13 protein-coding genes are annotated in these 10932 nt (G+C 72.0%); 1 reads left to right on the top strand and 12 read right to left on the bottom strand.

The window, feature by feature from the left end; all coding sequences use genetic code 11:
• Positions 1-191: 191 nt before the first annotated feature.
• Positions 192-398: a hypothetical protein gene (locus ACFXKZ_RS01740; RefSeq protein ID WP_379995249.1), complete on the bottom strand. Its 207-nt coding sequence runs from the start codon at positions 396-398 to the stop codon at positions 192-194.
• A gap of 444 nt (positions 399-842) precedes the next feature.
• Between ACFXKZ_RS01740 and ACFXKZ_RS01735 the strand changes: the two genes are divergently transcribed.
• Positions 843-1586 (top strand): CAP domain-containing protein, encoded by a 744-nt coding sequence (locus tag ACFXKZ_RS01735; protein ID WP_379995247.1) that lies wholly within the window; start codon positions 843-845, stop codon positions 1584-1586.
• A gap of 52 nt (positions 1587-1638) precedes the next feature.
• On the opposite strand, the gene ACFXKZ_RS01730 is transcribed toward ACFXKZ_RS01735, so the two are convergent.
• From ACFXKZ_RS01730 to recG, 11 genes are all read right to left on the bottom strand, one after another.
• Positions 1639-2241 (bottom strand): hypothetical protein, encoded by a 603-nt coding sequence (locus tag ACFXKZ_RS01730; protein ID WP_379995245.1) that lies wholly within the window; start codon positions 2239-2241, stop codon positions 1639-1641.
• A gap of 23 nt (positions 2242-2264) precedes the next feature.
• On the bottom strand, positions 2265-3143 hold the full coding sequence (mutM, locus tag ACFXKZ_RS01725) for a bifunctional DNA-formamidopyrimidine glycosylase/DNA-(apurinic or apyrimidinic site) lyase (RefSeq protein WP_379995243.1): 879 nt from the start codon (positions 3141-3143) through the stop codon (positions 2265-2267).
• A 161-nt stretch (positions 3144-3304) separates the two neighbouring features.
• On the bottom strand, positions 3305-4045 hold the full coding sequence (gene rnc / locus ACFXKZ_RS01720) for a ribonuclease III (RefSeq protein ID WP_126642820.1): 741 nt from the start codon (positions 4043-4045) through the stop codon (positions 3305-3307).
• Between the two features lie 8 nt (positions 4046-4053).
• On the bottom strand, positions 4054-4227 hold the full coding sequence (rpmF, locus tag ACFXKZ_RS01715) for a 50S ribosomal protein L32 (protein WP_026218805.1): 174 nt from the start codon (positions 4225-4227) through the stop codon (positions 4054-4056).
• Between the two features lie 2 nt (positions 4228-4229).
• Positions 4230-4745 (bottom strand): DUF177 domain-containing protein, encoded by a 516-nt coding sequence (locus ACFXKZ_RS01710; RefSeq protein WP_246127283.1) that lies wholly within the window; start codon positions 4743-4745, stop codon positions 4230-4232.
• A 263-nt stretch (positions 4746-5008) separates the two neighbouring features.
• Entirely contained in the window at positions 5009-5965 is a 957-nt protein-coding gene (locus ACFXKZ_RS01705; RefSeq protein WP_379995240.1) for a cell division initiation protein, read from the bottom strand.
• Between the two features lie 108 nt (positions 5966-6073).
• Positions 6074-6556, bottom strand: a complete 483-nt coding sequence (gene coaD / locus ACFXKZ_RS01700) for a pantetheine-phosphate adenylyltransferase (protein WP_078975266.1) — start codon at positions 6554-6556, stop codon at positions 6074-6076.
• Between the two features lie 60 nt (positions 6557-6616).
• Positions 6617-7186, bottom strand: a complete 570-nt coding sequence (gene rsmD / locus ACFXKZ_RS01695) for a 16S rRNA (guanine(966)-N(2))-methyltransferase RsmD (protein ID WP_379995238.1) — start codon at positions 7184-7186, stop codon at positions 6617-6619.
• Positions 7187-7436: 250 nt separating this feature from the next.
• Complete coding sequence (locus ACFXKZ_RS01690) at positions 7437-8015, bottom strand: hypothetical protein (protein ID WP_379995236.1); 579 nt, start codon at positions 8013-8015, stop codon at positions 7437-7439.
• Positions 8012-8557: an RNA polymerase sigma factor gene (locus ACFXKZ_RS01685; protein ID WP_379995234.1), complete on the bottom strand. Its 546-nt coding sequence runs from the start codon at positions 8555-8557 to the stop codon at positions 8012-8014. Before ACFXKZ_RS01685 ends, ACFXKZ_RS01690 begins: the two co-directional genes overlap by 4 nt.
• A gap of 85 nt (positions 8558-8642) precedes the next feature.
• Positions 8643-10916 carry an ATP-dependent DNA helicase RecG gene (recG, locus tag ACFXKZ_RS01680; RefSeq protein WP_379995232.1) on the bottom strand — a complete coding sequence of 758 codons (2274 nt, stop codon included), beginning with the start codon at positions 10914-10916 and terminating at the stop codon, positions 8643-8645.
• Positions 10917-10932: the final 16 nt, after the last annotated feature.

Here is a 10932-nt window from a genome sequence, read left to right as displayed (position 1 = left end):
GCAAGGGGGATCGGCGGGGACAACACACGGGGCGGTTGGCGAAAACACCGGGCGCGCGGATCGGCGGGCGCGCCGCACACGGGTCGCGCGGGGACCGAAGGCACAGCGAACAAGGCACAGCAAGGCACAGCGAACGGGGTCGGAAACGACAAAGGGACGCCTGAAGGCGTCCCTGGTTATCGGTTACGGACCTACGCTCGCGACAGCGCGGGTTCCGCCGTGGAGACGTCGAAGCCGGCAAGCAGCTCGTCCGAAGCGGCGGCGTTGAGCGCGTCGTTGCGCTCCTGGGCACGGACAAGTTCCGTTTCCAGGTCACGAACACGCTGCTGGAGCCGTCGATTCTCGGCGAGCAGTCGGGGATCGGGGCCACCGACGTAACCGAGAAGCGCCTTCGCCATGAGAGGGTCCTCCACGCTGAAAATGAATGACCACGCAGATTCGCGGGTCTAAATGTGGCACCCGGCCGCAAGGCTCCTGATAGGGTGCGCGGGCTTCCAGCGTCGCACCAAAAGCGCAGGAGGTCAATATCATAACGGCACGATAACGGGACCTTCACCCGATCAACGCAGTTTTCCTGCGGACTGGGGCGACGGTCGTCGTGCTGGGTGTACGAGATCATCTTTCGACGTCGGCGTCAAGAAGATTGCGGTTGTCCGCCAACTCCCGACAGCCGTGCCCTAGAGTCACACCGGCACCACACCCGTTCGGGTGAATCGACCTCCCCCTGCCGGAAGGTGACTCGACCCTCCATGGCCCGGCACAGTCGCACTCCGACGTCGGCACGCCCGCATCGACGACGCGCGAGGTCGCGACGGCGACGACTCGCGCCCCTGCTCGCCCTGTTGGCCGTACTCGCCGTGGGCGGCACGGTGGCCGGCATGGTCGTCTCGGAGCACGCCGGCGAGTCCTCCACGCGGCACGCGAGCGGCCCCGACGGCGACCGCGCCGGGCGGCCCCTCGACGGATCGGGGCCGGCCGGCCTCGCGGGAGCCGACCGCACCGGCGACGAGGCGTCCCGCAGCCTGCTGCCGGGCGCGGCGACCACCGGCCGCACCGCCCTGCCGGATCCCGGCGCCGGCACCGCCCCCACAACGACCGCGCCGCCGAGCACTCCGAGCACCGCCGGCACCGGTACCGGCACGCCGAGCCCGAGCACCCCCACGCCGAGCAAGCCCGCGGCGACGCCGTCCACGAGCGCGCCGAAACTGCCGAGCGACCCCGAGGAGCGGGTGCTCGCGCTGGTCAACGACGAACGGGCGAGCGCGGGCTGCGGCCCGGTCAAAAACGACGCGAAGCTGGTCGCGCTGGCCCGCGCGCACAGCGCCGACATGGCCGCCCGCGACTACTTCGACCACAACACGCCCGACGGGCAGACCCCGTGGGACCGGGCCGAGAAGGCCGGCGTGAGCTACCTGGGCGCGGAGAACATAGCGCGCGGCCAAAAGACCGCCGACGCGGTGATGCGCGCCTGGATGAACAGCCCGGGCCACCGCCGCAACATCCTCGACTGCTCGCTCACCAAACTCGGCGTCGGCATCCACGAGGGCACCGGCGGCCCGTGGTGGACCCAGGAATTCGGCCGCTGACCCGCTCCGCGCACCCCGACACCTCAGGGCACCCCGTTACCGCGGGCTCCGGTCAGCAGGGGCCCACCCCGAGTCGATCCGCCAGCAGGCCGAACACGCGCAGCCCCGACTCGCCCTGGTTGCGCGCGAGTACCCCCTCGATCGCCGGCCGGGTGGTGGGCCGACCCGCCGCCCGGGCCCAGCGCACCGCCGCCGCGGCCACCTTCGGCCGGGCCCGGACGAGCACCTCGGCCACCTCGTCACGCAGTTCGGCGTAACGCGCCGGCCGAAGCAGGTCGCCGTCGCCGTCGAAGACGTCGTCGCCGGTGCGCGCCGCCTCCAGTTCGAGCCGACTCATCGCCAGATGCGCCGCCGCCTCGCCGGGGTTGAGCCAGGCCTCCCACTCCCCGGCCTCGCTCACCCCCTGGACGTGCGCCACGTGCGTCTCGAACACCCAGCACACCAGCACCGGCGAGTCGGCCTTGGCCGCCAGCGCGGCGACCCACGGCCGCTCGAACGCGAACGGATCGTCGTCGTGCCGGACATGCGTCGCGGTCCAGCCGTCCGGCGACTCCCACATCGTTCGGGCCGGGTGCGCCGCGACGTCCACGTGCGGCGCGAACTCGGACAACGGTCGTGCCCCACGCACGACGACGATGTCCCCGTTGAATGCCATGACACGCTCCCTGACTACCGTGCCTACGCCCCGACCGTCGCCCTGCGTGGCGCGCGCTGACAGGACGGACAGAAGTAACTGCTGCGATTCATGAACGAGATGCGCCGGATCGGCGTCGCGCACCGGTTGCACGGCTCGCCCTCGCGGCCGTAGGCGTCCAGGCCGCGGGAGAAGTAGCCGCTCTCCCCGTTCACGTTGACGTACAGACTGTCGAACGAGGTGCCGCCCGCCGCGAGCGCGTCGTTCATCACGTCGCGGGCCGAGGCGAGCAGCAGTGTGGTCTGCGCGAGGGTCAACCGTCCGGTCGGGCGCGCGCCGTGCAGTCGACTGCGCCACAGCGCCTCGTCGGCGTAGATGTTGCCGATGCCGCTGACCAGCGACTGGTCCAGGAGCGCGCGCTTGACCTCGGTATTGCGCCGGCGCAGCGCGGCGTGGAAGAGCGCGTCGTCGAACAGCGGATCGAGCGGGTCGCGCGCGATGTGCGCCATCGAGGGCGGCAGTTCGGCGCCGCCACGCTCGACCGCGAGCCCGCCGAACGTGCGCTGGTCGACGAAGCGCAACTCGCGCCCGCCGTCGGTGAAGCCGAAGCGCACGTGCAGGTGTTTCTCCCGGGGTGCCTCGGCCGGTTGCACGAGCAGTTGGCCGCTCATCCCCAGGTGCGCCAGCAGCGCGTCCTCGGGCTCGTCGGCGCCGGGTGCCACCAGCGGCAACCACAGATACTTGCCGCGCCGGCGCGCGGCGTGCACGCGGGTGCCGACCAGCGCGTCGGCGAAGTCCGCCGAACCCGCGAGATGGCGGCGGATCGCCCGCTCGTGGGTGACCTCGACACGTGCGATGGTGCGGCCCACCACCCACGTCTCCAGTCCGCGACGGACGACCTCGACCTCGGGCAGTTCGGGCACGTGGGCACTCCCCCTGGAGACGGCGCGACTGAGGAAGCCGGACCCGATGGGGCCGGGTTCGGGAATGCGAAAATGCCTGCCGGTAGGTGAGGTCGTGCCGGGCGACCACGGGGGTCGTCGACCGGTTCGAACTTACCTATCGGCAGGCATTGGCTCGGAGACTAGGCGGTGGCCGACGGGGTGCCGGAACCGTCTCCGTACTTGGCGCGGATCGAGTGCCAAGCGCTTTCGGCGGCCTGCTGCTCCGCCTCCTTCTTGCTCCGTCCGACGCCGGTGCCGTAATCGACACCGGCGACCCGGGCCAGGGCCGTGAAGGTCTTCTCGTGGTCGGGGCCGGTCTCGGAGACCACGTACTCGGGGACTCCGATGCCCGCCGCGGCGGTCTGCTCCTGGAGGCTGGTCTTCCAGTCCAGGCCCGCGCCGAGATTCGCCGACTGCTCGATCAGCGGATCGAACAACCGGTGGATCAGCTCGGTCGCCGCGTCCAGGCCCTGGTCCAGGTACACCGCACCGAGGATGGCCTCGAGCGTGTCGGCCAGGATCGAGGACTTGTCCCGCCCGCCGGTCCCCACTTCACCGCGGCCGAGCCGGATGAAGGCGCCCAGGTCCAGTCGCCGACTGACGCCCGCGAGGGCGCGCGAGTTGACGACCGCGGCCCGCAACTTCGCGAGCTGGCCCTCGGGCAGGTCGGGGTGCCTGCGGTAGAGCGTGTCGGTGACGACGAGGCCGAGCACCGAGTCGCCCAGGAACTCCAGGCGCTCGTTGGTCGGCAGCCCGCCGTGTTCGTAGGCGTACGAACGATGGGTGAGGGCGCGTTCCAGAAGGGCGGCGTCGAGCGACCAGCCCAGCCGCCCTTCCAGATCCGCGTACTGCGCGAGTGATTCCGTCACCGGAACTACCACCGGCCTGATCAGACGTCGAGGACCTGGCGGCGGTTGTAGGTGCCGCAGCTCGGGCACGCGATGTGCGACAGCTTGGGCTCACGGCAGCGCTCGCAGGTCACCAGGTTGGCGGCAGTGGCCTTCCACTGGCTCCGGCGGTGCCGGGTGTTGCTGCGCGACATCTTCCGCTTCGGAACAGCCACGGCTACTTCTCCTGGTTCTCGTCGGCGCCGGAGGCGCCGTCAACGTCGGCTTCGGCGGAAGGTCCGTCGAAGATGCTGGTCAGCTTCGCCCACCGGGGGTCGGCGAGCTCGTGACTGTGGTCGGGGTCCTCCGCGAGCAGCGCTCCGCATTCGGAGCACAGACCCGGGCAATCCTCCCGGCACAGCGGCGAGAGCGGCAGTGCGAGCACCGTCGCGTCCCGCAGGACCGGCTCCAGGTCGAACAGGTCGTCCTGCAGCCGGAGGGCGTCCTCGTCGGCGTCCGTGTCCGGGTAGACGTACAGCTCCTGGAAACGCACCGTGAGCTCGCGCTCGAGCGGTTCCAGGCACCGGACGCACTCACCGGTCAGCGGCACCTGCGCGACGCCGGTGACCAGCACACCCTCCATGACCGCTTCCAGCCGGACACCCAGCCGGATCGGGACACCTTCGGGAGCGCCGATCACATCCGCCACACCCATGTCCACCGGGGCCGGCACGGTGCGGGACACCTTCAGCATGGATCCAGGCCGGCGCCCCAGCTCGCGTGTGTCGACGACGAGCGGTTTGCGGTGATCCAAGCGGTCCAGGGTGTCCTACCTCATGCAATGCCACCTCCCGTCGCCGGGAGGCTCGAATGGTCAGGGTGCCGACCCTCGGGGCACGCGAAAAACACGCCTCGGGCAGGGTCGGTCCGTAAGAGTATCGCAGCCCGCGCGCCAGGCCCCAAACGGGGCCATTCGAGCGGGCCGCGCGAAGCGCCGGACCGGGTCGGGCGAGCCGGCTACTGCCGGCCGCCGTCCTGCTGGAACTGGCGCACGTCGATCAGGCTCGTGTCGAAGAAGCTGGTCTCGTCCAGCGACTGGCCGTAGCCGCCCTGCGGGTCGTAGGCGGGCTGCTGTCCGGTGTTCGGACCGGCGTGGTGTTGTGCCTGGTCGTGCGGGCCCGGGTACTGCGGCTGCCCGTGCTGATCGTACTGGCCCATGTCGTACTGGCCCTCGTAGCCGCCGGCGTAGCCGTTGTCGACGCCCGTGCCCTGCGCGTACGCGGGCTGTCCGTAGCCGGGCTGCGCGTAGGTGTCCTGGCCGTAGGGGCCGGTCTGCGCTGGCACGGTCGGCGCGGCGGGCGGCCCGCTCGGGTACTCCGGCCGGCCGGGCTGCTGCGGCTGTTGCTGCTGCGGAGCGGCGAAGGTCTCCTCGTGGCCGTCGAGCTGGGCTTGGAGGCTGCCGGGGCGGGCCTTGGCCTGCGCGTCGGCCAGCTCCTGCGCCTGCATGTACTCGCCCAGCTCGTCGGAGGGGCGCCGGCCGCGCATCTTGTCGCGACCCCGGCCGATCGCGCCGAGCGTCTTGGTGAGCACCACCTCGAAGTTGGCCAGCTTCTGGTCGACGTAGTCGTCGGCCTCCTCGCGAATGCGCTGGGCCTCGCGGCGGGCCTCGGTCAGGATCCGCTCCGCCTCGCCGTACGCCTCGCGCGCCACCTCGGTGTCGGCGACCAGCGAACCACGCTCCTCGCGCGCCTTGGCCAGCACCCGCTCGGCCTCGCGGCGCCCCTCCTCGATCACCGACTCGCGGTCGCCGAGCACCCGGCGGGCGTGCTGGAACTCCTCGGGCAGCAGGTTCTTGAGCTCCTCGAGCCGGGCCACCACGTCCGCGCGATTGACCACGCAGGACGCCGACATCGGCATCGAGCGGGCGTTCTCCACCAGGGCGATCAGTTCATCGAGCTTGGGCTGCACGTCCACGGGCTTGCTCTCTCTCCTCAAACCGACGGTAGCCGTCGTGTTCGCCGGCATCGCGTGACGGACCGACTCGCCCCGGGCGGTCGGCCCGGTGACGAGGCACGTGCCGCGTCAGCCCTGCGCGAGCCGCTCGGTGAGCCGACGTAGCACCGTCTCCGGCACCAGGCCGGACACGTCGCCTCCGTACGTCGCGACCTCTTTGATGAGACTCGACGACAGAAAGCTGTAGAGGGGGTTCGTCGCGACGAACAGGGTCTCCACTTCGGTAAGACCGTAGTTCATCTGGGCCATCTGCAACTCGTAGTCGAAGTCGGTGACCGCGCGCAGCCCCTTGATGATGGCCGGGATCTCGCGCTCCTTGCAGAAGTTGACCAGCAACCCCTCGAACGCCTCGACCCTGACGTTCCCGTACTGCTCGACCACCTCGTGGAGCATGTCGATGCGCTCCTCGATGGTGAACAGACCGGAGCGTTTGGCGCGATTGAAGCCGATCGCCACGTAGACCTCGTCGTAGAGGCTGGAGGCCCGGCCGATGATGTCCAGATGACCGTTGGTGACCGGGTCGAACGAACCGGGGCAGACGACTCGACGCAACGGAGGTTCCCCTCGAAATCGGGTGCCGGCGGGTGCGGACCCGACGGTCCGGCCGCCTGATCAGGCTTGCGCGGCGCGACCGTACCAGAGCGTTCCCTCGCCGTAGCGACGGGATCTGATCTCGACGAAATCGGCGGGCCACGCGAATGGCCCACCGCGCGTGGCCCGTTCGACCGCGATCAGCGCATCGGCCGCCAACCAGCCGTGTTCGGCGAGCGTGTCGAGCAGCGCGCCCACCTCACCGTCGGTGACCGCGTACGGCGGATCGAGGAAAACCACGTCGTACGGCTCGCCGGGGCACGGCGTGCCGGCCGTCTTCTCCGCCCGGGCCGGCCGCAGTTCGGCGCCGGGCAGGCCGACCAGGCGGATGTTCTCCCGGACCACGCCGGCCGCCCTGGCGTCGGGCTCGACCAGGAGGGCGTGCGCGGCGCCGCGCGACAGCGCCTCCAGGCCGACCGCGCCGGAGCCGGCGAACAGGTCGAGCACCCGCGCGCCGTGCATGGTGCCGCGCAGCGACTGGAGGGTGGAGAACAGCCCCTCGCGGGCCCGGTCCGAGGTCGGTCGGGTGTTCTCCCCCGGCGGGGTACCGAGCCGGCGACCGCGCGCCGCGCCGGCGATCACCCGGGTCATCCGCGCGCTCGCGGACGGGCGACGGCCGTGTGGGCGGCGACGGGGACGGGTTCGGCGTACGTATCCGGCATGGCGTCCACGCTATCGACTGGTCGCGACCGGCGGCATCCGGGCCCGAACACCGTGCGTGACGTGCCATACACGCGGGGGTTCCCGATCGTATCGTGGCGAGCGTCGCGACCGGGCGCGGCCGGGGGCGGGCGTGTCCCCTCCCCCGGCCGCGTCCGGCCCGTGCCAGGGCGGCCCCGGCTCACGTGCAGTCCGGGACCTCGGTCTCGTTGCGGGTGCGCACGCCGGGCAACCAGCCCTCGGCGCCGGTGCCCAGGACCACCACCCGGTACCAGTGCCGGGAGGCGACGCCGGTCTCGTCGGTGACGCGCGGGCCGTCGGCGAGCAGGCAGACCAGGAGCACCCGGTCGCCGTGCCAGACCCGTTCGGCCAGGTCGGCCGTCCGCGACGACAGGGCCGGTTTGTGGAAGACGCCGAGCGAGCACTCGATCGTGCGCAGCGCCCGGCACGGCTCCTCCGAGTTGTACACCTCGCCCTGCACGCTTGCCGCACGCGCGGCGGGCGGCTTGGGTGTCGGCCGCTCGGCGGGGTTGTGCCGGCCCGCCAGGAACGCGCTCAGGCCGACCACGGCGACCACCACGACGGCCGTGAGCACCGTCGCGAACACCCCGCGCCACCTCGGGCGCGGGGCCGGCCGGCGCGTCGCCCGCGCGGCGAGGCCGGGCGGTTCGACGCAGTCCGCGTCCGCGTCGCGCAGCCGGACGCGCAGTTCGCGGACCGCGTCGTCGGGGTCGTCGAGGTCGGGGGGCGACGGATTCACCGGGTCACTCCTTCGTGCCGATCCCGGCGGCGGAACCGGCCGGTGGGGCCGCCCAGGCCGGCGCGCAGTCGGGTCAGGGCGCGCTCGCGCGAGCGGGACACCGTCCCGCGGTGCACGCCCAGGATCTCGGCGGCCTGGTCGATCGTGTAGCCGTCCAGGTCGACCAGCAGCACCGCCGCGGCCTGTTTGGCGGGCAGCGAGCCGAGCATCCGCACCGCCTCCCACTCGGCCTCGCGCCGGGCGATCGGGTCGGCGGCGCCCGCGTGCGTGTGCTCCGGTTCGGGCGGTTCGGCCAGCAGCACCTGTCGGCTGCGCACCCGCCACATGTCGCGGGTGGCGCTGACCAGCGCACGGAACGCGTACGCGTACGGCTCCGGGTGGCCCAGGAGCCGGTCGGGTCTGCGGGCCAGTTTCAGGTAGGTCTCGTGCACCGCGTCCTCGGCGCTGCCCTCGCCGGCGAGCAACACTGCCCGCCGGTATAACCGAGGGAGCAACCCGCAGAAGAGCGCGTCGAAGCCCTCGTCCCCCGTACGTGCGTCCATGGCCCATTGGTAACCAACCGGCCGGGCGTCGCGCGTGCTCCGAACGGGTGATCGCGGGGGGCGCGTCGGAGCGGAGCGAGGGCGGTCAGCCCTTGTCGAGGTACTCCGCGCGCTCGTCGTCGAGGATGCTGGCCAGCGCGCTGCGCAGGTCGGGGTGCTCGGTCAGGTCGGGGTCGGTCGTCACGATCGAGCTCGCCTCCTCGCGGGCGGCCACGATCAGCTCCTCGTCCCGGACCACCTCCAGCATGCGCAGCGAGGAGCGGGAGCCGGACTGCGCGTCGCCGAGCACGTCGCCCTCGCGGCGTTGTTCGAGGTCGATCCGGGACAGCTCGAAGCCGTCCAGGGTGGCCGCCACCGCGTCCAGGCGTTCGCGCGCCGAGGTGCCGCCGGGCATCTCGCTGACCAGGAGGGTGAGTCCGGGGGCGCTGCCCCGGCCGACCCGGCCGCGCAGCTGGTGCAGTTGGGAGACGCCGAACCGGTCGGCGTCCATGATCACCATCGCGGTCGCGTTGGGCACGTTGACGCCGACCTCGATCACCGTGGTCGCGACCAGCACGTCCACCTCGCCGGCGGTGAACCGGCGCATCACGTCGTCCTTGTCCTCGGGCGCCATCCGGCCGTGCAGCACGGCGATCCGCAGGCCGGCCAGCGGGCCCTCGCCGAGCGCGGCCGCGATGTCGAGTACGGCCAGCGGCGGCCGGCGCTCCTCGGCCCCGCCGTCGGCGTCGGCGCCGATGTCCTCGGGGTCGTCCAGGTACGCCTCGGCGGGCAGGTCCTCGTCCCGCTTGCGGGTGCCCTTGCGCCCGGCCTTCGCCCCCGCCTTCCTCTTCGCCTTCGGGTCGTCCTCCTCGTCGCCGATCCGCGGGCAGACCACGTACGCCTGATGGCCCTTGCCCACCTCCTCGCGCACCCGCTCCCAGGCGCGGTCGAGGAAGTGCGGCTTCTCCTTCGCCGGGACCACGTGGGTGGCGATCGGCGAGCGTCCGGAGGGGAGTTGGGCCAGGATCGAGGTCTCCAGGTCGCCGAACACGGTCATCGCCACGGTGCGCGGGATCGGCGTCGCGGTCATCACCAGCAGGTGCGGCGGCCGTTTGCCCTTGCCGCGCAGCGCGTCGCGCTGCTCGACGCCGAAGCGGTGCTGTTCGTCGACCACCACCAGGCCCAGGTCGTGGAACTCGACCTTGTCCTCGATCAACGCGTGCGTGCCGATCGCGATCCCGGCCTCCCCGGTGACCAGATCGAGCAGCGCGGCCCGGCGCGCGGCCACCCCCATCGACCCGGTGAGCAGGGTCACCTTGGTCCCGACCTCGGATCCGCCCAGCATCCCGGCCCCCTCGGCGAGCGGTCCGAGCATCTCCACGATCGACCGGTAGTGCTGCTGGGCCAGCACCTCGGTGGGCGCCAACAACGCCGTCTGCCCCCCGGCGTCCACCACGGTGAGCATCCCGCGCAGTGCGACGAGCGTCTTCCCGGCCCCCACCTCGCCCTGGAGGAGGCGGTGCATGGGGTGTTCGCCGGCCAGGTCGGCCTCGATCTCGGCGCAGACGTCCTTCTGGCCGTCGGTGAGTTCGAACGGCAGGCGGGCGTCGAAGGCGTCGAGGATGCCGTCGGGGCGGCGGGGGCGGGCCACCGCGGACTGGGCGCGGGCGTCGCGGCGGCGGCGGGCCAGGGCGATCTGCAGGACGAACGCCTCGTCCCACTTGAGCCGGTCCTTGGCCGCGGCGACGTCCTCCCAGGAGGTGGGGCGGTGCACCTGGACCAGGGCCTCGGCCAGGCCCGGCATGCCGCGCCGGGTGCGCATCTCGGCGGGCAGCGGGTCGCCGATCTCGCCGAGCGTGTCCAGCGCCATGCCGACGCACTGGGCGATCTTCCAGGACGGCATGCTCGCCGCCGCCGGGTAGACCGGGATCAGCGCACCGGCGAACAGGTTCGCCACGCCGTCCTCGTCGTCCTCGCCGACCAGCTGGTAGTCGGGCTGGCTGAGCTGGATCACGTTGTTGAACCGGCCCACCTTCCCCGCGAACAACCCGCGCCGGCCGGGCCGCAGTTCCTCCTCGCGCCAGGCCTGGTTGAAGAAGACCAGGGTGAGTTTGCCGCGCCCGTCGGTGACCTCGACCTCGAGCAGATTGCCGCGCCGGTTGCGGAACTGGCGCTTGGTCACCTTGGCGATCTCCGCCATCACGGTGACGTGCTCCTCGGGCTCCAGGCGCGAGAGGTCGGTCAGGCGCCCGCGCTCCGCGTAGCGCCGGGGGTAGTGGCGCAGCAGATCTCCGACGGTGTCCAGCTTGAGGGATTTGGCCAGCACCGTCGCCGTGCGGTCGCCGACGAGTTTCTTCAGCGGTTCGTCAAGGCGCGACATGCCGCCCAACGGTACT

Source organism: Embleya sp. NPDC059237 (assembly GCF_042754105.1).
In the GTDB taxonomy this organism is placed as follows: Bacteria; Actinomycetota; Actinomycetes; order Streptomycetales; family Streptomycetaceae; genus Embleya.
The sequence above is the reverse complement of the archived record's forward strand: the minus strand, read 5'-3'. Positions and strand labels throughout refer to the sequence as shown.